Annotated in this window: 22 protein-coding genes; 20 read left to right on the forward strand and 2 right to left on the reverse strand. The window is 40.6% G+C overall.

Going from position 1 to position 21,758, the window contains the following annotated elements; genetic code table 11:
* Positions 1-372: hypothetical protein (locus tag R2Q85_RS24125; protein ID WP_316814374.1), on the forward strand; the 372-nt coding region annotated here is incomplete at its 5' end.
* 31 nt (positions 373-403) lie between these two features.
* Here the strand turns inward: R2Q85_RS24125 and R2Q85_RS24130 are convergent.
* A complete protein-coding gene (locus R2Q85_RS24130; protein ID WP_316814375.1) occupies positions 404-655 on the reverse strand; it encodes a hypothetical protein in 252 nt (83 codons plus the stop codon).
* 260 nt (positions 656-915) lie between these two features.
* Here R2Q85_RS24130 and R2Q85_RS24135 point away from each other — a divergent pair, with 260 nt between their 5' ends.
* The 7 genes from R2Q85_RS24135 to R2Q85_RS24165 all read left to right on the forward strand — a co-directional run bounded on the left by R2Q85_RS24135 (position 916) and on the right by R2Q85_RS24165 (position 8,653).
* Positions 916-2,193, forward strand: a complete 1,278-nt coding sequence (locus R2Q85_RS24135; protein ID WP_316814376.1) for an MFS transporter — start codon at positions 916-918, stop codon at positions 2,191-2,193.
* A gap of 63 nt (positions 2,194-2,256) precedes the next feature.
* Positions 2,257-3,162 (forward strand): hypothetical protein, encoded by a 906-nt coding sequence (locus tag R2Q85_RS24140; RefSeq protein WP_316814377.1) that lies wholly within the window; start codon positions 2,257-2,259, stop codon positions 3,160-3,162.
* A 19-nt stretch (positions 3,163-3,181) separates the two neighbouring features.
* Positions 3,182-3,997, forward strand: a complete 816-nt coding sequence (locus R2Q85_RS24145; protein WP_316814378.1) for an HpcH/HpaI aldolase family protein — start codon at positions 3,182-3,184, stop codon at positions 3,995-3,997.
* Positions 3,998-4,005: 8 nt separating this feature from the next.
* Positions 4,006-4,959: an aldo/keto reductase gene (locus R2Q85_RS24150; protein WP_316814379.1), complete on the forward strand. Its 954-nt coding sequence runs from the start codon at positions 4,006-4,008 to the stop codon at positions 4,957-4,959.
* An 18-nt stretch (positions 4,960-4,977) separates the two neighbouring features.
* The gene (locus R2Q85_RS24155) at positions 4,978-5,898 is read left to right on the forward strand and encodes a Gfo/Idh/MocA family protein (protein WP_316814380.1); all 921 of its coding nucleotides are present in this window, start codon (positions 4,978-4,980) and stop codon (positions 5,896-5,898) included.
* 1 nt (position 5,899) lies between these two features.
* A complete protein-coding gene (locus tag R2Q85_RS24160) occupies positions 5,900-6,682 on the forward strand; it encodes an SDR family oxidoreductase (RefSeq protein WP_316814381.1) in 783 nt (260 codons plus the stop codon).
* Positions 6,683-6,700: 18 nt separating this feature from the next.
* Positions 6,701-8,653, forward strand: coding sequence for a glycoside hydrolase family 97 protein (locus tag R2Q85_RS24165; RefSeq protein WP_316814382.1), 1,953 nt, complete (start codon positions 6,701-6,703; stop codon positions 8,651-8,653).
* Positions 8,654-8,666: 13 nt separating this feature from the next.
* Here the strand turns inward: R2Q85_RS24165 and R2Q85_RS24170 are convergent, their stop codons facing one another.
* Complete coding sequence (locus tag R2Q85_RS24170) at positions 8,667-9,533, reverse strand: AraC family transcriptional regulator (RefSeq protein ID WP_316814383.1); 867 nt, start codon at positions 9,531-9,533, stop codon at positions 8,667-8,669.
* A gap of 200 nt (positions 9,534-9,733) precedes the next feature.
* Here R2Q85_RS24170 and R2Q85_RS24175 point away from each other — a divergent pair, with 200 nt between their 5' ends.
* The 12 genes from R2Q85_RS24175 to R2Q85_RS24230 all read left to right on the forward strand — a co-directional run.
* Positions 9,734-10,075 carry a hypothetical protein gene (locus R2Q85_RS24175; protein ID WP_316814384.1) on the forward strand — a complete coding sequence of 114 codons (342 nt, stop codon included), beginning with the start codon at positions 9,734-9,736 and terminating at the stop codon, positions 10,073-10,075.
* Between the two features lie 2 nt (positions 10,076-10,077).
* Positions 10,078-10,248: a hypothetical protein gene (locus R2Q85_RS24180; RefSeq protein ID WP_316814385.1), complete on the forward strand. Its 171-nt coding sequence runs from the start codon at positions 10,078-10,080 to the stop codon at positions 10,246-10,248.
* Positions 10,249-10,387: 139 nt separating this feature from the next.
* Positions 10,388-10,783 carry a Rid family detoxifying hydrolase gene (locus R2Q85_RS24185; RefSeq protein WP_316814386.1) on the forward strand — a complete coding sequence of 132 codons (396 nt, stop codon included), beginning with the start codon at positions 10,388-10,390 and terminating at the stop codon, positions 10,781-10,783.
* A complete protein-coding gene (locus R2Q85_RS24190) occupies positions 10,783-11,772 on the forward strand; it encodes a 3-hydroxyacyl-CoA dehydrogenase family protein (RefSeq protein ID WP_316814387.1) in 990 nt (329 codons plus the stop codon). Before R2Q85_RS24185 ends, R2Q85_RS24190 begins: the two co-directional genes overlap by 1 nt.
* Positions 11,773-11,792: 20 nt before the next feature.
* On the forward strand, positions 11,793-13,103 hold the full coding sequence (locus R2Q85_RS24195) for an aspartate aminotransferase family protein (protein WP_316814388.1): 1,311 nt from the start codon (positions 11,793-11,795) through the stop codon (positions 13,101-13,103).
* Positions 13,104-13,118: 15 nt separating this feature from the next.
* The gene (locus R2Q85_RS24200) at positions 13,119-14,057 is read left to right on the forward strand and encodes a 3-hydroxyacyl-CoA dehydrogenase NAD-binding domain-containing protein (RefSeq protein WP_316814389.1); all 939 of its coding nucleotides are present in this window, start codon (positions 13,119-13,121) and stop codon (positions 14,055-14,057) included.
* A 3-nt stretch (positions 14,058-14,060) separates the two neighbouring features.
* Positions 14,061-15,143: a dipeptidase gene (locus R2Q85_RS24205; RefSeq protein ID WP_316814390.1), complete on the forward strand. Its 1,083-nt coding sequence runs from the start codon at positions 14,061-14,063 to the stop codon at positions 15,141-15,143.
* A gap of 16 nt (positions 15,144-15,159) precedes the next feature.
* Complete coding sequence (locus tag R2Q85_RS24210) at positions 15,160-16,551, forward strand: hypothetical protein (protein ID WP_316814391.1); 1,392 nt, start codon at positions 15,160-15,162, stop codon at positions 16,549-16,551.
* On the forward strand, positions 16,548-17,654 hold the full coding sequence (locus tag R2Q85_RS24215) for a D-TA family PLP-dependent enzyme (RefSeq protein ID WP_316814392.1): 1,107 nt from the start codon (positions 16,548-16,550) through the stop codon (positions 17,652-17,654). The genes R2Q85_RS24210 and R2Q85_RS24215 overlap by 4 nt, the downstream gene beginning before the upstream one ends.
* 361 nt (positions 17,655-18,015) lie before the next feature.
* Complete coding sequence (locus R2Q85_RS24220) at positions 18,016-19,908, forward strand: metallophosphoesterase (protein WP_316814393.1); 1,893 nt, start codon at positions 18,016-18,018, stop codon at positions 19,906-19,908.
* A gap of 95 nt (positions 19,909-20,003) precedes the next feature.
* Positions 20,004-20,927, forward strand: coding sequence for an FKBP-type peptidyl-prolyl cis-trans isomerase (locus R2Q85_RS24225; protein ID WP_316814394.1), 924 nt, complete (start codon positions 20,004-20,006; stop codon positions 20,925-20,927).
* A 57-nt stretch (positions 20,928-20,984) separates the two neighbouring features.
* A partial coding sequence (locus R2Q85_RS24230) for a beta-N-acetylhexosaminidase (RefSeq protein ID WP_316814395.1) occupies positions 20,985-21,758 on the forward strand: 774 nt, incomplete at its 3' end.

Here is a 21,758-nt window from a genome sequence, read left to right on the forward strand (position 1 = left end):
GTAATTAATGTAACTTATTTAGACAGAGCATTCGAAGGATACGAACATAACATTACGTTATTAGGCAGGCAAGATAGGAATGAAGAAAATCCATATAGATATCAATTTGAGGATTATTATACTAAAGCAAGAATTCCGGCTGATTTTAAGCCAACTAATCTGGTTAATAAATTTAGGTCTGATAGGATATTATCAGGGATGAGAGGTTATTTTAAGTATAAAAAGATAACTACCGAAAATCGCTCCTTTGGGATAAAAGTTGAGGTTTTACAAGATGGAAAGCTATACAAAACGTATTTCTTAAATAATAATCCAACTGGAGGGTATTCTAATTATGCACCTGAGGGGGTTTTAGAAATAGCCATTTATTAAGATATATCAACTTCGGAAATAGTAGCGAAGTTTAATAGTTAGCTATGGCCACCAGCAATCCAGGTTTGTTGTTAACCGTTCCGTCAGCAGTAGACCATTCACCTTTCAACCTATGGTTAAGCTCATATTCCTCGCCATTTAGGTTGATCCGAATTGAATCTGTTTCTTTTTTAATCGACTTTGTTAAAAAAATGTAAGTATAGTCCTTTTCTTCAAAGGTGATGCGTGACGGTAAACTTATGATCCGAATATGGCGTTTGGAATATATTTTATTACGTAGCAACTCAGGTAAATATAGATGTACCCAGAATTTATTTAGGACCTCCTTTAAAATATCCGAAACAATAATTTCTTCCTGCGAATTGTTAAATCCAAACAGCTTGTCAAAGAATTAATACAAGGTGTTTTTTTCTATGGGTATGGGATGCCCTAAACAAATAAAGGACTTATCTATTAAATAATACCACAATTGTAAAATAAAGTAGCATTCAATACATATACTAAAATATATATTTGAACTATCACCCATGCTAAAAATACCATATGACATTATCAGACCACCAAGCTACCATTACGAATTATGAAAAACCGGCATTTGGTGCCTGGTTGGTTGTTGGTTTGCTTTGCATAGTAGGGTGCCTCAATTATCTGGACCGTGTGATGATCACAACAATGCGGGAATCTATAATTGATTCTGTACCAATGACAGATGCGCAATTTGGTTTATTAACCTCAGTGTTCTTGTGGGTATATGGTTTGCTTAGTCCAATAGCCGGATACCTGGCCGATCGCTTTAGCAGGAGCCGTGTAATTATTTTTAGTTTATTTATCTGGTCTGTTGTGACCTGGCTTACTGCGCATGCTACCACTTTTGAAGAATTACTAGCTACCAGGGCATTAATGGGGTTAAGTGAAGCTTGCTATATACCTGCAGCCCTTGCACTGATTTCTGATTACCATAAAGGAAGCACACGTTCCCTAGCCATAGGAATACATATGGCAGGTGTAATGATTGGACAGAGTCTGGGCTTTCTGGGCGGCTGGATTGCTGAAACTTACAAATGGAATGATGCATTTACAGTGTTTGGAGGTGTAGGCATTTTTTATGCTGTTATTTTATTCTTCCTCTTGAAAGACGCGAAATCAAATGCTCTGGCAATGAATACTTCTGAGTTATCACCAGAGCATACTCCGCAACTCAGTTTTGCTACTGCCTTAAAAAATCTTTTTTCAAAAAAATCATTTTCTATTTTATTGATATTCTGGGGACTTTTGGGGGTTATTGGCTGGATGATACTTGGATGGTTACCTACTTACTATAAGGAGCATTTTAATTTGTCGCAAACCAACGCAGGGATATATGCAACGGGCTATATATACCCTTTAAGTATGGTAGGCGTAGTACTTGGCGGTTACCTGGCCGACAGATGGAGTAAAAGAAATAATAAGTCGCGGATATTTGTTCCAATTATTGGCCTATGTGTGGCAGCCCCTGCGGTGTTCATTGCCAGTAGTACTGATATGCTCTACATTACTGTTGGTGGATTTATGGTGTATGCGCTTACCAGGGTGTTCAGTGATACAAATCTGATGCCTGTGTTGTGCATGGTCGTTAATAAACGGTATATTGCTACTGGATACGGGGTGCTGAATATGTTTGCCTGTATAGTAGGAGGTCTTGGGATATATGCCAGCGGTGCATTGCGTGATGCACATGTTGATATGTCACTGCTCTTTAAGATCGCATCTTTTACAATGGTTATTTGCGCGGGGCTTTTGTATCTGGTAAAGAAGGATGTTGAAAGATCAATCGATACTTAAACTCTTGAACTCATGTTGTTAAACTTATTCCTCACTATAATTACTTTCCTTAATATTGCTTACATGGAAATCACGGTTCCTTCGCCTGAAGAAAAAAAAGCACTTGCAGAACTAAATTCAATCCTTTTAAAAAGCGAAAAATTCGTAAAGGCCCACGCAGCAGAATATTTAATATGGACGGGGCATAGGAATGCTGCACTGAAAGAGTTTCTTGAGGAGGAACACCTGTACTCTGCAGAACCTAAATATCGGGTGGTGATCTGGAGGGTTTTGGCTCAGGCTGAGGCAGATCCTTTACTTAAAAAAATGTGGATGGATAAAATTTACCAGGCCTATACCGATCTGGATGGTCCAGATCGTACTCATGCTACAGAAACACTGGCGAAATTGAAGCAGCCCGTTGCTGATCTTTTTCCGGAAGAAACTGCATATACCCTGAAGTCACCTGATCGGAATCTGCAAACATACGCCTTATGGGCCAGTGCAGTGGATGTTAATGGACAAATCTGTAAAAATAAAGATGAGTTTTTGGATAAGGCATTGAGAGATTCTGATCTGACTATCCGCCGCATTAGTGCATTTGTATTGCGACAGTCGAAAGGACTTAATCTGGAGCAATGGCAAAAATTAGCTTCGGTTATTTTGACTATAGATCCAAAAGAAGAGTTATACGTCACATTGCTGGCGACTGTACTGGTAACTGCACCAACCGATGCAAATCAGGATATACTTGCCGAAATTAAAAAAATACTGGTCAAGGGGGCAAAAAAATATAGCGCCAGTCAACGCATAGACTTGTCGCAGGCATTCGCAGAAAAAGGAGAAGAAGAACAATTACCTGTGTTGATGGATATTTTGGAAAGTGAAGAAGATCCGGATGCGAGGGCTGCGGCGGCATATGGTATTCTTAAAATAAAAGGTAGACAAATTGTCGAAGACAGCCTGAATGCTGCTGAAAGCAACAAGTAATAAAGAAATATTTCAATATATGAAGATGAGAACGAGCCGGGTATTGGCGAAACTTAGATCAGGAAATTCAGCAAGTTGCCTGAAGGTAAATATCGGTGATGGACAAGCCGCTGAGATTGCTGCGATTGCTGGTTTTGACTGTTTATGGATAGATCAGGAACACCTGGCACAGGATTGGTCGGTTTTGAACGCACAGATATGGGCAGCAAAGTCTCGCGATGTAGATGTAATGGTCCGTGTACCAAGAGGTAGTTATAGTGGTTATGTAAAACCACTTGAAATGGATGCTGCAGGGATACTTGTACCGCACATTATGAATCTTGAAGAAGCGAAGCAAGTGGTACAAATGACGCGTTTTTACCCTGTTGGCAAAAGAGCTATTGATGGCGGAAGTGCAGATGGAGCATACACAAATATGGATTTTCACGCATATCTGAGGGATTCTAATGAGCAAAAATTTGTAATACTTCAGATTGAAGATCCTGAGGTTTTACCAGATATTGATGCCATAGCAGCATTGGATGGCGTTGACGGATTGTTTTTTGGGCCAGGTGATTTTAGTCAGGGGATTGGAGCTCCCGGAGAATGGGGCCATCCGAGATTGATAGAAGCGCGTAAACTGGTGGCAGAAGTAGCTAACAAATACGGGAAAATTGCCGCAACTTCCGGAAGCATTGACAGTTTGGATAGTTTCCTGGAAATGGGTTACCGTTTTGTGAATGTTGGTGCCGATGTAGTGGGCTTGAGTACATATTGTAAGGGCTTGATAGATCGATTTGCCAAGTCAAGCGCAGATCAATCAAGTGGAAAGCTAAGTCCTGGAAAACCGTATTGAAATATAAGATGAAGAAAAGAGAGTTGGGAAGGACAGGGATTGAGGTTTCTGAAATTGCTTTTGGCGGTGTAGAAATTGGGATCCCATATGGCATTGGCGTAAATAACCATACAGATATGTTATCAAAAGCTGAGGCCGTGGCTCTTTTGCGTAAGGCTTTGGATAAGGGAATCAATTTTTTTGATACAGCTCGTTTGTACGGAGAAAGTGAATCGATTATGGGAGAGGCCTTTGAAGGGATGCGGGACAACGTTGTGCTGGCCACAAAATGCAGACATTTTAAGCAAGAAGATGGCAGTATACCTCCTTATGCAAAACTGAAAGCAATTATTGAGGATTCATTGCAGGAAAGCTTAATCCATTTGAAAACAGATTATGTCGATGTTTTTATGCTGCACCAGGCGGATTTACAAATTCTGGAAAATACGGATGTGATCAGCATTTTTAAGAAACTAAAACAATCAGGTAAAATCCGCGCTATTGGCTCGTCTACTTACAGTGAAGAAGAAACACGTGTTTCTATAGAAAAGGGCTGGGATTTGATACAGCTTCCATTTAACCTGATGGACCAACGACAAGCCAGCAATTTTAAGTTGGCTGAAACGTCGGGTGCTGGAATTGTTATACGGTCAGTACTGATGAAGGGAGTATTGAGCGATAAGGGTAGAAATTTACATCCAGCGCTGTACAACGTGGAATCGCATATTGAAAAATATAAAAAACTGTTATCTGAGGGCATCCAAGAGCTATCTTCATTGGCAACCAAATTTGCGCTGTCATTTTCAGGAATATCTGCAGTACTTGTTGGAATAGATCGTCCTGCTTATTTAGACAAAGCTATACAAACTGTATCCGGAAAACTTTTAAATCAGGATGAATTGGAGAGCGCAACATTGCTTGCTTATCCTGACCCTGAGTTTCTGGATTTACCGAAATGGGACCGTTTGGGTTGGCTGAAATAATGGATTAAAGAGAATAGAATGATTAAGATAGGTATAATTGGGATGAGTCCTGGAAATGCGCATCCATCGTCATGGTCGGCGATAATAAATGGGACGTATAATGGTAAGGTGGTTCAAGAGCTTGGCTTTCCGGCTGTTGCAGATTATCTGTATGCCAATCAGGCTACTTTGGGCTTATCGGGGGCAAGGGTAACCCATATATTAACACAGGATAAGGCACTTTCACAACAAATCGCCAGGAGTGCAGGGATAGAATGCATCGTAGAAAACCCAGGGCAAATGATAGCGGCAGTCGATGCAGTTATTCTGGCAAGAGATGATGCCGAAAATCATAGAGAAATGGCGGCGCCATTTATTGATGCTGGCATTCCTCTATTTATTGATAAACCATTATGTAGTAACCTTGATGATCTTCAATATATTGCTGCAGAGGTAGCAAAAGGGAAGTTCATTATGTCCTGTTCCTCCATGAGATATGCAGGGGAATGCATGACTGCTAAGGCCGAACTCTCCTCGCTTGGGAAGATCGAACTGATCACGGCTGTAGGTAAAAAAGATTGGATTAAATATGGTGTTCATATGTTAGAAGCTATATTTTCGATAATGAATGATCCCATTCCATTAAGTGTTGTAAATACAGGTAATGAAAACGGCGCTATTGTGACCATTAATTTTGAAGGAGGGCTACAAGTTGTCGTTAACCTGTTTATGGATATCTCTGGTACTTTTCAGGTATCTCTGTTTGGTCAGCGGAGCTGGAGACTTGTTGAGATAAAAAATTCTTACGCGATGTTTCGTGATAATATCATTGAGTTCATCAGATCAGTTGAAGAAGGTAAGCCAAGACTCGACTTTTCTAAAACTGAGCAGATCATTAAAACCATCATTGCCGGAGAAGAGAGTTTAAAACAGGGGGGTAAAATAATATTTATAAAATAAAATGAACGTTAAACAATTGTTTGATCTTACCGGGAAAATTATCCTGGTAACCGGGGGAGCCGGTAATTATGGAAAGTGTATTGCAGAAGGACTTGGAGAAGCAGGGGCAACGGTTATAATTGCATCACGTAATCAGGAGCATCTGGAAAAGGTAGCTGAAGATTTTCAATCGGCGGGTTTAGATGTACATGCGCTGGTGGTAGACCAGTCAAACCATGACTCAATAGTCGCCCTAAAACAATCCATTATCATGAAATTTGGTAAACTGAACGGTTTTGTCAATAATTCTGTATCTCGTCCTATGAAGAGTTACGATGCTCCGATTGAACAATTCGCAGAATCCATGCGGGTTAACGCCACAGGAATGATGGATATTCTACGCGAGATGGGTGATCTGATCTCAAAAAATGAAGAGGGTGGCAGCCTCATCAATATCAGTTCAATGATGGGAATGTTTGGGCCTGATTATTCGAATTATGAAGGAACAGATATGGGCAAAAGCCTTCCACCCGATTATTTCTTTCACAATGCAGGATTGATTAATCTGACACGTTTTATGGCCCAGAATTATAGCGGGAAAAACATCCGTGTAAACTGTATCAGTCCAGGAGGTTTGTTCAACAATCAGCCTGAGCGCTTTTTAGAAAATTACACGAAAAAGGTCCCCTTAAGACGAATGGCTAATAATGATGATATCAAAGGTTTGATTGTCCTGCTGGCTTCTGAGGCTGGCGCCTATATCAATGGAGAAAATATTCTCATGGATGGTGGACTAAATGCATAAACTCAAATAAATAAAAACATGAATAAAATTTTCTTAATAATTTCCGGCCTGTTTTTTATGAGTATGACTTCCGGTAAGGCAAAGGATTTTGTCTTTCAATCACCAGATCGGCAAATAAGGGCTAAAATTACTGTTGGCAAAACGATAAGCTATGAACTTTTTTATAAAAACAAGCAATACCTAAACCCCTCTCGGATTTCCTTGACATTGGATGCCGGAGTGGTATTGGGAAAAAATGTAGCTGTCCAATCCACAAAAATAAACAGGGTAGATAAGGTGATTTATCCCCTTTACGGGATAACAAGTCAGCTTAAAGAAAATTATAACGAGCTGGAGCTGAAATGCAAAGGGAATTATTCGGTTTTATTCCGATTGTATAATGAGGGGTTTGCTTACCGGTTTATGTCCGATATAGGTAAAGAAATACGGATTTTATCAGAAGAAAGTGAATTTAATTTTGCTGGTAATTATCAGGCCTATTTTCACCCTTTACTGTCAGAAAGCAATTACAGACTTCAACACCTATCAGATAAAATAAAACCTGACTATTCAAGCTTGCCCTTGCTAATTAAAAGTGAGGACAAGATAAATATCCTTATTCATGAATCTGACGTACTCAATTTTCCTTGTTTAACTATTAAATCATCGGATAAAACCAATTCACTGGTAGGAGAACACGCTGCATATCCAAAAAAAGTTGCAGAGGGTGGATTGAAGAACTTTAACCTTATTGTGTTAGAAGTCGAGAAATTCATTGCAAAGACAAACGGTAAAAGAAGTTTTCCATGGCGTATTATAGCTTTTGAAGCTAATGACAAAAATATACTCAACAATCAGCTCGTCTATCTTCTGGCATCGGAATCCAGAATAGAAGATAATTCCTGGATAAAGCCTGGCAAAGTAGTCTGGGATTGGTGGAATTCCTTAAATCTCACGGGGGTAAATTTTAAAACAGGTTTTAATACCGAAACTTATAAACACCTGATAGATTTTGCTGCAGCCAATAAAATAGAATACATCAATCTGGATGAGGGCTGGAGCAACCAATACAATCTTATGAAGCTTGCTGATAAACTAGATATCAACGCCTTGATGGAATATGCCCGAAAAAAAAATGTCGGTATTATACTTTGGTGCGTATGGCATGTTCTGGACAAACAAATGGTTGAGGCACTTGACGTTTTTCAGAGCTGGGGAGTAGCCGGGTTAAAGGTTGATTTCATGGATCGGGATGACCAGGTAGTTGTGGAGTTTCATGAACGTTTATTAAAAGAGGCCGCAAAAAGGAGATTACTGATCAATTATCATGGTGCATATCATCCTACAGGAATGGCCAGAACATACCCTAATAATATTAATGTGGAGGGAGTTAAGGGCCTTGAATGGAATAAGTTTGATACTGCAGGTACCTCTCCTGATCACGATGTTACCATCCCTTTCATCAGAATGTTTGCAGGTGGCATGGATTATACCCCAGGAGCCATGCAGAATTACAATAAAGCGGATTGGAAACAGATCTTTGACCGTCCAATGAGTCAGGGCACGCTTGCGCATCAACTGGCCATGTACACGGTATATTATGCGCCCCTACAGATGATTTCTGACGCACCATCTGCCTACGAAAAAGAGCCCGGAATATTAAGTTTTGTAGCTGCCGTACCTACGGTATGGGATCAGACTGTACCATTAAATGGTGAAACTGGGAGTTATCTGGCTGTTGCCCGCAGAAAAGGTGATACATGGTTTGTTGGTGCTATGACAGGATGGAATCCGAAAAACCTGGTTTTAAAATTAGATTTTTTAACTCCTGGCAGTTCGTATTCGGCAGAGATCATCGCTGATGGGGTTAACGCTGCCAGGGTTGGAAGTGATTATCGGATTAGCCGTAAAAAGCTAAAGTATGGAGATATACTTTCTGCTGAAATGACTGCAGGTGGTGGCTGGACATGTCGTATTTCCCTGGATCGATAACTAAATTACAGCATCAGGATAAGATTGTCTTTCGATATTGGCTCGGCGTCATATTTTTGAAACGCTTAAACTGACGGTTGAAATTTGCAAGATTTTTAAAACCGCTTTCATAGGCAATTCTAACGATATTCTGATCTTCATCGGCCAACAATTTACAGGCATAGCCTATACGTATGGTGTTCAGGTATTCTACGAAAGTTACCCTGAATTGGTCTTTAAAGAAATTGCAAAAGGTAGTTACTGCCATGTTTGCTACGGACGCAACTTCAGTAAGCGTAATCTCTTTATCAAAGTTCTTCATGATATATTCAGTGACTTTGCCAAATCTGTCTGTTGCTTTCAACTCATTTCTTTGCATATAACCGGGGCTTGCCAGCAATTCATATTCCGTAGTTTTTGCCAGCAGGTCAAAAATGTCGAAAAGTGCTGAAAGGCGTTTTAATCCGGTCATAGTTAACATCTCTCTCATCAAATTGTTTATTCTAAAACTTGTATCTCCTTGCAGGGCCATCCCCCTGGAAGATAAATGCAGAATGTTTTTAAAGTTCTCCATTTCAGGAATATTTAAAAACTTTTCGCCAAGAAAGCTTTCCACAAAATGGATTACTATTGCATCAGCCTCATGGTTAGCCTTTCCATTTATAAATTCATCATCATTAACCCATACGTGTGGAATACCAGCGCCCATAAATACCAGATCACCCTCTTCAAAATAACCGATATGATCTCCTACCATTCTGCGTCCTGTTGAACGTAAAATCAACACAAGTTCATACTCCGGATGGAAATGCCAGGGGCAAGGGAAGTATTGACCTTTTTCCCGAAAAACAACAAAGGATTTATCAAAATCTCTTGGAAGCCGTTGTTCAATTACCTTCATGATGTGTTAAATGATAATACAATGTTAGTATAATAATAATAAATATATTAATCAGACTTGAATGTGAAAGATAGTATCATAATTATATAAAAATTGATATAAACAATCCGCCATGTTGATTGGTACTATTTCAGTAAAATAGTATTGAGATTATAAACAAAAGTAGATAATCTTAATCTGATCATGACTAATTTAGAAGTATGTTGAAATTAAAAATAAGTAATTTTATAATACAGATGATACAGACCTTTCTTTTGAAATTTAGAGCAATTGGATTTTGCAACATCCAGTTGCTCTGTTTAATGATTTTTTTAATTAACGATGTTGCAGTGGGCCAGGACAGTACCGCCAGCTCTAATCCCGGTATTAAAAAAATAAAAGATGTTATCATTTATAAAGACACACTCTTTCACTTAGCTTTTCCTTCAGTAATAAGGAAGAAAGAAGGAACTATTGTTGTCGCATTCCGCCGTGCGCTTGAAAGGCGACTAATAGGCGAAAAACATACCAACCACCTAGATCCAAATAGCTATCTTGCCTAAGATTGCCAGACAATAGAGTATTGCTTACCTATGGATACAGGCATCAACCCTACGGAATTCGTGCAAAAATATTAAATGCAGAATGTACGGACTTTAAAACTGCAGTTGAAGTAGTGTTGAGAACTGATGGAGGGGGCGGTGATCTTGGTTATCCTTGGGGCAGTTCTACTTAACCAAAATAAGTTACTCATGGTACACGACATATTGCTGGTACTATAGTAGAAATTGAAAAATAATACTATAATTCCATAGGAAAGTAATAGAAAACCAATAACCTGCAAAGTACTTTTGAGTTAATAAATATCATGATTTATGAATAAGCAAAAAATCGCTCATCCTGATCGTCAACAAGGATTTGATACAGGAGCATATTCTGACGGAGTAGTAGTCAATGGGTTTCTTTTTGTAAGTGGACAAGCTTCCGTAAGTTTTAAAGATTCGAGGTTTCTTTTGGGAACGATAGAAGAGGAAACCGGGAGAACTATGGATAACCTGAAAGCGATCATTGAGGCTGCGGGAGCAACAATGGATGATGTGGTAAAATGCACTGCTCACCTGGCAGATATCAATGACTTTGATCGCTACAATAAAGTATATGCTACGTATTTTAATGGTGTTAAACCAGCCCGTACTACAGTTCAGTCGGTATTGGCAGAAAACCTTAAAGTTGAAATAGACTGCATTGTTAAAATCCCGGATGGCATTTAATGGACAGCATAAAACTAAATCCTGCTGACATTCCCGTTGGAGTAGTTGGTATTGGTCTGATGGGTAGCAGCATTATTGTTGCCTTGCTTTCATCTGGTCATATAGTAAAAGCAATTGCCCCTATATTTGCAGATCTTGAAGGCGCAAAAGACAGAATAACTCAACAGCTGAAAGCTTGCTTGCAAGCCAGTTTAATGAAAGAGACAGTAGACGCTTGCCTCGATCGTCTGGACATCAGCGAAGATTATAACAATTTAAAAACGTGTAGCCTGGTGCTGGAATGCGTGATTGAGGATAGTAAGATTAAAGCGCAGGTTTATCGAAGAATTACGGATGTGGTACCTGCCAATACTGTGATTGCATCAAACACATCGGCTATTACCATTACTGAACTTCAAAAACTGGTAACAGGTCCTGAACGGTTTATTGGTGTCCATTGGGCTGAACCAGCATATGCCACCAGGTTTATGGAGATCACCTGTGGTGAAGAAACAGATAAGGTTTATGCAGAATGGGCCTTCAATCTGGCACATCACTGGCGTAAAGAACCCACACTTTTAAAAAAAGACACCAGGGGATTCATTACCAATCGACTGATGTATGCGGTATATAGGGAGATTTTTAGTCTGATTGAAAGTGGTAAAACCAATATGGATGATGCAGATAAAGTATTTCGCTATGACGTAGGTTCCTGGATCACTTTGATGGGGCTGTTTCGGAGAATAGATTATACCGGGCTTAAAGATCAGGCAGTGATATTTAAGAACCTGTTTCCGCAGTTGTCAAATTCAGATAAAGTACCCACAGTTATGCAAAATATAGTGGAGATAAATGGGAGGGGCATTCAAAATCTCAAGGGCTTATATTCCTATACCGACCAGGAGGCCAAAGATTGGGAACGTGCTTTTTTTGCATTTAACGAGGAGATCCTCCGGCTCGCAGCACGATATCCGGATCCTATACTGGATATTGAAAAAGCACTGGTATAATATTAGAAACGCAATCTATAATGGAAAACAGAAGTTATCAAAAATCTGCCGCATTGCTTGAAAGGGCAAAAAAGGTTCTCGCTAGCGGTGTCTCATCAGAATTTAGGAAATATAATCACCCGCATGCGCTATTTTATAAATATGGTAAAGGTAGCCGGATATATGATGTTGACGATAATGAATATCTTGACTTTACTTTAAGTCAGGGACCGTTGATTCTTGGGCATTCTCATCCCGAAGTATTAAAAGCCGTTAGCGAATATTCAGAACAGGGACAGCTGTTTGCTGGTCAGCATATTCTGGAAATTGAACTGGCGGAGAAAATCAATCAGTTGATACCAGCTGCAGAACTGATGCGCTTTTGTCTGGATGGTTCTGAAGCGGTGCATACGGCATTCCGGATTGCCAGGGCGAAAACAGGCAAACAGAAATTTCTTCGTTTTGAAGGACATTATCATGGCTGGCTGGACAATGTATGCTGGGGAATATCTGCACCTTCTGAAGAAGCCCTGGGCAGCAGAGCTACGCCAAATGCATTTCCATGGACCGGAGGACTTGCTGAAAATACGAGGGATGAGTTTATTATTATCCCATGGAATGATAAAGAACTGCTGAAGAAAACAATTGAGGCCCACCACCATGAACTTGCCGCAGTCATTACCGAGCCAATAATGTGTAACAATGGTTGTATCCAGCCAGAAGATGGTTTTTTGCAAACGATCCGTGAACTATGTGATACTTATAACATTACGTTCATACTGGATGAGGTGATTACCGGTTTCAGACTTTCCCTGGGAGGCGCACAGCAATTTTTTCATATTCAACCAGACTTATCCATCTTTGCTAAGGCCATAGGAAGTGGTTATCCGATCAGTGTCATTACTGGTAAAAAGACATGGATGAAGCTTATAGAAGAAGCAAAGGTGATCCATGCGGGTACGATGAATTCCAGCAATGCCACTGTAGCTGCGGCACTGGCCACGATTGATGTGCTGGAAAAAGAACGGCCCTATGAGCGGATGTTTAAGCTCGGAAAAGAAATGATGGACGGCATCCGTAAAGCTGCGAAGCTGACCGGACATCAGCTGCTTGTGCAAGGGCCGGGACCAATGTTTAACATCTCTTTTACAGAGCAGAAAAAAATAAGCGATTTTAGAGGTACGTTAGCATGCGATAAAGTCAAACTAGGAAAGTTTATTGCTGGTATGCACGATCAGGGGATACGTATTATAGGTCGGGGACTGTGTTATATCAGTGCGGTTCATACAGCTGAAGATATCAATTTTGCCATCGGTAAAATAGAAAAAGTTTTAAAAAAATTAGATCATTAGTTAATAAGACAAGTCGTGGAAAAGAAATTTATGGATTGTATAATTGGAAAAACTGATTCTATTTTATTAATAGGAAATGATGATTTAACGGCCAGTGTTGCGTTATGCTTGCTTAATGCCGGTCATAAACTTTGCGTATATACTGAAAATGAAACTACATTTACTCAGCTTTTTAAAATGCATGTAGCTTCTCAAAAACGAAATAATTATCATATTTCTGATTTGGACGCACTGAATGTTGTGAATGAACTTCCTGCACAGGTTAAATTCAACATGGTTATTGCGCTTACGCCGGAAGATCTGGAGGTTAAAATGGACTTAATTCAAAAACTGGGGCAGGTTATAGATACAGACATACCAATCGCCATCAATTCAGAAAGTATTTCATTGGATAGACTGCAATCAGGTTGCAATCACAAGATTATAGGTCTAAACTGGACGATACCTGCACATACTACACTTTTCCTCGAAATTATCACTTCCGAACAATCGGTTGACTTGGCTGAGGAACTTTGTCAGTTTGCAAAAGCCAACTGGGGTAAAGATCCATTGGTCGTCCACAGCAACGGAATAAGGAGCCGACTGATTAGTGCTATGGCGCGGGAGGCCTCTTTTTTGGTTGATAATGGCTACGCCTCTGTAGATGACATAGATCGTGCCTGTAGAAACGATGCTGGTTATTACCTGCCTTTTTCTGGAAACTGCAGGTATATGGACCTTATGGGTACATATGCCTATGGTATGGTGATGAAAGATTTAAATCCCGATCTCTCCAAAGGCCAGGAGATTCCTGAATTCTTTAAACAAATTCTAGAGTCCGGGGGGCTGGGGATTGCAAACAAAAGAGGCTTTTATTCCTATTCATCTGCGTCGGTAAACAACTGGCGGCGAACCATGGAAGAGTTTAGCTACCAGATTCAGGATATCATACAAAAATATCCTTTCAATTACTAAGCCATGCAGAAGCCATTTATTGTTGACGCACATTTAGATCTGTCCATGAATGCGCTGGAATGGAACAGAGACCTCAGCAGGCCCTTGTCGGAAATCAGACAGCGGGAGATGTTTATGAAAGATAGACCCGACAGAGGCAAGGGAACGGTATGTCTGCCCGAACTCAGAAAAGGTCGTGTCGGTTTGGTGGTTGCCACGCAGCTAGCCAGGTATACGCCTCCAGGCAGTGCCCTTTCGGGCTGGAATTCTCCACAACAGGCATGGGCCACTACCCAGGCGCAGCTTTGCTGGTACCATGAAATGGAAAAGTTGGGAGAAATGGTAAAAATAACTAATTTAAATCAGTTGGATGCGCACCTGGCCTTATGGGATGATCCTACTGTGGCAGATGATCACAAACCTGTTGGCTATATTCTTAGTCTGGAAGGTGCAGACTCGTTGGTTGACATTGATTATCTGCATGCTGCACATACCTATGGTTTAAGGGCATTGGGATTGGCGCATTTTGGTCCTGGAAGATATGCACCCGGTACAAAAATGGAAGGACCTTTAACCTCAAAAGGGTTGGAGCTGCTTAAAGAAATGAATGCTCTTAACCTGATTCTTGACATCACACATTTAACTGATCAGGGTTTTATCCAGGCAATGGATCTTTATCAAGGGCCGATCTGGGCAAGCCATCACAATGTCCGAAAAATCGTACCTAACCAGCGGCAGCTTACCGATGAACAAATAAAATTGCTGATCAACAGGGGGGCTGTTATAGGTGGTATGCTCGATTGCTGGGCAATGGACATCCGTTTTATCGATACCATTTCTGACCCATGGCAATTGGATATCCGGCTTGAACACCTGGTAGACCATTGGGACCACATTTGTCAGATAGCTGGAAATACGGAACATATTGCCATAGGAAGTGATCTTGATGGTATATTTGGAACAGAACAATCTCCATGGGATCTGAATTCTATTGCCGATCTTCAAAAATATGAAGGCATTCTGGAAAGAAGAGGTTATACTCCGCTTGACATTGAAAATATCTTTCATAAAAACTGGCTGCGGTTTTTAAGAAAAGCCTGGTCTTAAATTAATAATAATCATCATGAAGGCTGAACAATTTTTTGCCGGTGCGGCACGCATAGACATCACTCCTCCATTGGGCACCCGTATTAACGGTGATTTTATCACTCACTTTGCGCATACCATTCACGACAGGCTATATGCTAAGGCCTTGGCTTTAAAAAGCGGAACGGAAACCATTGTAATGGTTGTTGTTGATATCTGTTACATGCAGGACGACTTTCTGCGTCCCATCAGAAAAGAGCTGGCTAAAAAGACAGGTATACCCCATAAAAATTTTTTGTTTTGCTGTACCCATAGCCATTCGGCTGGTGCGGTGACCGATTTACTGCTTGGTGCTGCCGATCTTCCTTATACGCGTAAATTGCCTGGGTTGATAAAACGATCTGTGTTTGCGGCAATTGAAGCATTGGTACCCGCCAAGATTGCCTTTGGCAAGGTTGAGGTGCCGGAGCATATTTTGTGCAGACGCTACTTTATGAAAGAAGGTTATCAGGCCCATAATCCGGTTACCGGTAATGTAGATCAGGTGAAAACCAACCCATTTGGAGTAGAAGAACAGATTTTGGCCCCTGTTGCTAAAATGGATACAGAATTATGCTATCTCGCAGTTAAAGATGTTGACGATCAATGGATTAGCCTGCTTGCCAATTATTCACTGCACTATGTGGGTGATTTTGGTTCAGGAATTATATCTGCAGATTATTTTGGTGAATTCTCTGAGCAGGTTAAAAATGCATTGGGTGCGGGAGATGAATTTGTTGGTATGATGTCTAACGGTACAAGTGGAGAAGCCAATATATGGGATTTCCTTGATCAGAACCGTTATCCTAAAGAGGACTTCGGAAAAACCCGGTTAATTGCGAAGGACCTTGCTAACAAAGTTGCTGAATCTTTGGGAGATTTGAAATGGGATAGGAGACCAATGCTGCTGACGGCTTATGCAGAATTGTTCCTGCCTGTTAACAAGCCCTCCATTCAGGAATTGGATGCTGCAAAAAAAATACTGAGTGCTTATGATTTTGAAAATATCAAAGTAGTAGATCCGGACACAATGAAAAAAATATATGCCCGGGAGCAGGTATTACTTAATGATGGACCGGATGAAGAAATCTTACCTATACAAGCGATAAGAATTGGTGAGGGAGTTATTGGCGCACTTGCAGGAGAATTTTTCGCTGAAACAGGTTTATGGCTTAAAGAAAATAGTCCTGTAGAACATTATTTTTCGATAGGCCTGGCTAATGGGGCAGTTGGTTATGTTCCACCGGCGCACGAAATCGAACGAGGAGGATATGAAACCTGGCGTTGTCGTAGCAGTAAGCTAAAAAAAGGGTCAGAAGCAATTGTTAAAGAACGGTTGTTGCAGTTGATAAATGAGGTTTCAAATCAGCGACTTAACATAGAAAAATGAAGGGAGAACAATATGAGTGGTATCGGTTTAATCAGGAGGATCATCTCGATACACCAGCATTGATCATATATCCCGATAGGATAAAGCAAAATATTGCAAAGCTAAAGGAAATGGTTTCTTGTTCAGATATGTTGCGGCCTCATGTAAAAACGCATAAATCAGCTGAAGCTACAAAATTGCTGATCATGAATGGCATCGATAAGTTTAAATGCGCTACAATTACCGAAGCTAAAATGCTTGGAGAATGTGGGGCTAAAGATGCTTTGCTGGCCTATCAGCCTACCAGACAGAAGATGGAAAGGTTGCTGCAACTGATTCGTGCTTACCCTGAAACTTTATATTCCTGTCTTATTGACAACCTTCAATCTGCACTGATGATCGCTGAGCTAGCGCAGGAAAACAAGTTGATCATACCTGTTTATATCGATCTTAATGTGGGTATGAACCGTACAGGAATTAAACCAGGACCAGCTTATGATTTGTTTATTACCGTACTACCATTAACAGGAATAAAGGTAATGGGTTTTCATGCTTATGATGGCCATATCAGAGAGGTAGATTTGCCAGAAAGGGTTCAGCATTGCAATGCGGATTTTGAAGCAGTAGAACAACTGAGGGAGCGTATAAATAAGCAGGGATTCCCCTATCCATTACTCATCGCCGGAGGATCACCTACTTTTCAAATTCACTCCAGAAGAAAAAATGTAGAGTGTAGCCCCGGTACTTTTATTTTCTGGGACAAAGGTTACCATGATACCATTCCAGACCAGGATTTTTTATTTGCTGCAGTGCTCATTTGCAGGATTGTTTCTATGCCTGATGCCAGCAAGATCTGCATCGACCTAGGATATAAATCTGTATCATCTGAAAATGACCTGCAAAATCGGGTGTGGTTCTTAAATGCACCACGCCTATCACCTTGCAGTCAAAGCGAAGAACATATGGTGATTGAGGTAGGAGAGAGGCATCGGTATCGGATCGGCGATTTGTTTTATGTAGTCCCCATACATATTTGTCCCACAGTGGCCTTGTACGACCAGGCTTATGTCGTTATCAATCATTCGTTATCTGATATATGGCCTATAGATGCCCGGGATAGGTAGCAAGCTTGTTTTCCTTTCATTTTTAGAATATAGTATCATTTATAGATATAAATGCATTAAAATGAAAAAGTATCATTATTTAAATTTGGGTAAGAGCAACTTACCAAGTTGACTGATAACCTTAAATTTTAGAATATGATAAAATCTCTGAAAGAGAGGCATTGGAAAGAAACAACCAGCCCTTGTTAAAGGCAGTTGGGTGAAGTTTTGCAACAGCCAGGAAATAAATCTATTAAGCACAGAAGCTTAAAGTTTCGAAGCAAGAAGCGTACTGTATAAAACCAAACCAATGAGAATGTATAAAAAATGTACGAATAAACTTTTCAAAAAATCAGCAGGAAGATATATAGATTCTCCCTCAATGAGTAAAAAGATATTTTCCTATTTTTTTTCAATTATTATCCTGATTTCGAGTTGTAAGAAATTTGAAAATGTGGAAGATGCCGAGGGAAAAAGCAGCCCCAATGCTACAGCTGATGTTGGTACCCAAATGACAAGTCTTGGTACGGGCCCGGATTTTATGATCGCCGTTATCCCCGACACCCAGTATTATACCTCGGAGCAGAATGGGGGAACAATGGCCATGTTCACTTCACAGATAAACTGGATCAAAAGCAACCGGGTAGATTCTAATATTGTTTATGTAATAGGACTGGGCGACATTGTAGATCATGGCAACGATGTAGCAAATGAATGGGTCCGTGCTTCTAATGCCTATTATTCACTGGAAACACCGGCTACAGGCCTTCCCAACGGCATTCCTTATGGATTGGCAGTTGGTAATCACGATCAAACACCCTATGGACAGCCGCTTACAGGAACAACTACTAAGTTTAATCAATACTTCGGACGATCTCATTTCGCAGGCAGAACTTATTACGGGGGTAATATGGCCGGAAGCGGCAGCAATAGCAACGATAGTCATTACGATCTTTTCAGCGCAGGAGGAACAGATTTTATTGTAATTTATATTGAATACGATAACGATATCCCTTATGAAGATACTAATGGGAACATGAACACCTGGGCATATAATCTTTTGGGAACTTATTCCAACCGGAAAGCCATCATAGTAAGTCATACTGCAATTGTCAATTCAGGTGATTTTAGTGACCAGGGACGACGTATCTATGACCGCTTAAAAAGCCGGAAAAATGTTTTTTTAATGCTGAATGGTCATCATGCCGGACACGGTGAAGCATTCAGAAGAGATACCTATAATGGACAGACCATCAAAACCTATTTGTCGGATTACCAGGCTCGTTTTGATGGTGGTAATGGGAAAATGCGTCTTATGAAATTCTCGACTAACAACGATCTTTTAACAACAATAACATATTCACCTTTTAACAACATCTATGAAGTTGATTCCAATAGCGTTTACGTACATCCTTTGTTTCGTAGTTATACAACCTCGCGAAAAGAAGACTTCGACAATGACGGGGAAACGGAACTTGGATTCTTTAATGCAGGTACCTGGAAGATCGATGGGATGTCAAATATATCTTATGGAGCAGCAGGAGACTTTCCAGTTCCAAATGACTACAATGGCGACGGTCGGACCGAGCGCGCAGTTTTTCGCCCGATAACTTCTGGAGGCACAGGTAATGGCAGCTGGCATATTGTCGGTTTATCGCCTATTAACTGGGGCGCATTGATTGGTGATATCCCAGTACCAGCCGATTATAATGGCGATGGGAGGGCTGATATTGCTATTTTCCGTCCGATGAATGCCCAGGGCACCGGTGACGGTAATTGGTATATTAAAGACCAGGCGACTATTTACTGGGGCGCATTGATTGGTGACATCCCAGTACCGGCCGATTATAATGGGGATGGCAAGGTTGATATCGCCATTTTCCGCCCGATAAATGCTCAGGGCACCGGCGACGGCAAATGGTATATTAAAGACCAGTCGACTATTTACTGGGGTGCTTTGATCGGGGATATTCCTGTTCCGAGTGACTATAGTGGCGACGGCATTACCGATATCTGTGTATATAGGCCAGCAACCGGTGTCTGGCATGTTAGAGGAGTTAACACTTATGGCCCGCTCTTGACGCCTTTTGCTGGTGATATTCCGGCGCCAGGTGATTATTTCGGAGCTGGCAAAATACAGCCTGCCATCTATCGGCCATCTAATAACACCCTTTACATGTATAACAATGGAACAGTTACCACAAAGGTAATGGGTGCCAGCGGGGATAAAATACTGAATTTACCATACCATATCAGGAAATTCTTCTTTCCTTGATCAACACAATTAATATGAAGTCATCATGATCTTGTGGCCCAGGCTATAAGGTCATGATGCTTCATCACCAATAAGTAAATAAATAAACAGGCGAAATGGGTAAAATTAATAAGCTGTACGTTACAATATTATTTGCAATATCCCTGGCAGCATGCGGTGGAAAAAAGCAAGTTGGCAACGGGCTGATCACAATAATTGAAGACCGCGAAGGACCGGAGATTAAAGAAGACGACTTTGCTTCCATTACTTATGCAGAGAAGACCGAAGATGGAAGACTGATATCGGGTTCATATGATTACGATTATCGTCCAACCCTGGTGTTTCGCGAAAAACCATATTTTAAGGGAGATTTTTTTGATGCCTTAGGCCATTTAACGGAGGGCGACAGTGCTATAATTAAAATAAGTCTGGACTCCTTAAGAAAAACAGGCCATGTTAAGGACACGATTTCCACAGATAAATACCGGATCTATTATGTGCGGGTTAATGAAGTTGTAGCCAGGGGTGATCTTAATGACAGTTTGTTTAATGTTAATATCGAGGCGCTCAAAAAAAGGGAAGCGGAAAAGGCAAAAAGCGCAGAGGGATCAAATATCAGGGCTTATATGGCTTCGCGAAAAATAAAATCTTTACAGCGTTCTCCCGGCCTGGATTATGTTATTGTAAAAGATGGATCTGGAACTAAACCTTCAGTAGGTGATACGGTAATTGTTAACTATACAGCAAGAACGTTGACGGGGAAAATATTTGAAACAACTTTAACAGACTCCGCTAAAAAGGCCGGAATATATCGTGCAAGCAGAAAATATGTTCCATCTAGAGTTCCCGTCCTATCCGGTACTCAGCTTTCAGGCTTCGGGGAGGCTGCAGGATTATTTCCGGCAGGTACCAAAGCCATGCTGATTATCCATTCCAGCAGAGCCTATGGTGGGGGGCTTTACCGTAAGCTACAGCCTTATACTACCGTGATTTGTGATCTGGAGGTTCAGAGAATTATTCCTAAGAAAATCAAGTCATAATAATATGTTAAACTTAGAAAAGGCAGATTTATCCGAGACCTTATTGCTACCAAAAATATGATGAAAATAATAAAGGTGACATTATTTTTAAGTGTAATGTTAAACCATGTTCATGCACAAACGGCAACCGGGATATCGATCATTCCACGCCCCTCCTCTATAACAGTGTTTAAGGATAGTTTTGTGATTTCCAATAAAACTACAATTTACACTGATGCAAATAGCCCTGAATTAGAAAAAGTTGCTGAAATATTTACCGGGCGTTTAAAGCAGCAGAGTAATTTAACAGTGGCCCTCGATAATGATAAAACTATGCCCAGGAGAAATTCTATCCACCTTACTTTAAAAAATGCACCTGATACTTTAGGTACGGAAGGATATATACTTTCTGTTCAAAAAAATGGCATTACGATAACCGCGCAGGCGCCTAACGGTATTTTTTACGGTATGCAATCGCTGCTTCAGCTGGTTCCTTTAAAAACAGGGGGATCATTTATCAAAGCATTAATTCCCTGTATGGTTATTGCAGACAAGCCCCGTTTTGAGTGGCGGGGATTAATGCTTGATGTAGGCCGATATTTTTATTCGGTTGACTTCATCAAGAAATATATTGATGATATGGCCATGCATAAAATGAACACCTTTCACTGGCATTTAACAGAAGATCATGGCTGGCGTATTGAGATCAAAAAATATCCCCGGCTTACTGAAATCGGTGCCTGGCGCGAGGCCACCCAATTTAACAAAGCGGCAAACCAGATCAATAAAACCCCTCATGGGGGCTATTATACGCAGGATCAGATCCGTGAAGTTGTTGCTCATGCAAAGGAT

The sequence above is a fragment of the Pedobacter heparinus genome, from assembly GCF_032678725.1.
In the GTDB taxonomy this organism is placed as follows: domain Bacteria; phylum Bacteroidota; class Bacteroidia; order Sphingobacteriales; family Sphingobacteriaceae; genus Pedobacter; species Pedobacter heparinus_A.

What these genes read in the sequence shown, in the direction of transcription:
- R2Q85_RS24135 (WP_316814376.1), top strand. Translation starts at nt 916, where the DNA reads ATGACATTATCAGACCACCAAGCTACCATTACGAATTATGAAAAACCG.
- R2Q85_RS24140 (WP_316814377.1), top strand. Translation starts at nt 2,257, where the DNA reads ATGGAAATCACGGTTCCTTCGCCTGAAGAAAAAAAAGCACTTGCAGAA.
- R2Q85_RS24145 (WP_316814378.1), top strand. Translation starts at nt 3,182, where the DNA reads ATGAAGATGAGAACGAGCCGGGTATTGGCGAAACTTAGATCAGGAAAT.
- R2Q85_RS24150 (WP_316814379.1), top strand. Translation starts at nt 4,006, where the DNA reads ATGAAGAAAAGAGAGTTGGGAAGGACAGGGATTGAGGTTTCTGAAATT.
- R2Q85_RS24155 (WP_316814380.1), top strand. Translation starts at nt 4,978, where the DNA reads ATGATTAAGATAGGTATAATTGGGATGAGTCCTGGAAATGCGCATCCA.
- R2Q85_RS24160 (WP_316814381.1), top strand. Translation starts at nt 5,900, where the DNA reads ATGAACGTTAAACAATTGTTTGATCTTACCGGGAAAATTATCCTGGTA.
- R2Q85_RS24165 (WP_316814382.1), top strand. Translation starts at nt 6,701, where the DNA reads ATGAATAAAATTTTCTTAATAATTTCCGGCCTGTTTTTTATGAGTATG.
- R2Q85_RS24170 (WP_316814383.1), bottom strand. Translation starts at nt 9,533, where the DNA reads ATGAAGGTAATTGAACAACGGCTTCCAAGAGATTTTGATAAATCCTTT.
- R2Q85_RS24175 (WP_316814384.1), top strand. Translation starts at nt 9,734, where the DNA reads ATGTTGAAATTAAAAATAAGTAATTTTATAATACAGATGATACAGACC.
- R2Q85_RS24185 (WP_316814386.1), top strand. Translation starts at nt 10,388, where the DNA reads ATGAATAAGCAAAAAATCGCTCATCCTGATCGTCAACAAGGATTTGAT.
- R2Q85_RS24190 (WP_316814387.1), top strand. Translation starts at nt 10,783, where the DNA reads ATGGACAGCATAAAACTAAATCCTGCTGACATTCCCGTTGGAGTAGTT.
- R2Q85_RS24195 (WP_316814388.1), top strand. Translation starts at nt 11,793, where the DNA reads ATGGAAAACAGAAGTTATCAAAAATCTGCCGCATTGCTTGAAAGGGCA.
- R2Q85_RS24205 (WP_316814390.1), top strand. Translation starts at nt 14,061, where the DNA reads ATGCAGAAGCCATTTATTGTTGACGCACATTTAGATCTGTCCATGAAT.
- R2Q85_RS24210 (WP_316814391.1), top strand. Translation starts at nt 15,160, where the DNA reads ATGAAGGCTGAACAATTTTTTGCCGGTGCGGCACGCATAGACATCACT.
- R2Q85_RS24215 (WP_316814392.1), top strand. Translation starts at nt 16,548, where the DNA reads ATGAAGGGAGAACAATATGAGTGGTATCGGTTTAATCAGGAGGATCAT.
- R2Q85_RS24220 (WP_316814393.1), top strand. Translation starts at nt 18,016, where the DNA reads ATGAGTAAAAAGATATTTTCCTATTTTTTTTCAATTATTATCCTGATT.
- R2Q85_RS24225 (WP_316814394.1), top strand. Translation starts at nt 20,004, where the DNA reads ATGGGTAAAATTAATAAGCTGTACGTTACAATATTATTTGCAATATCC.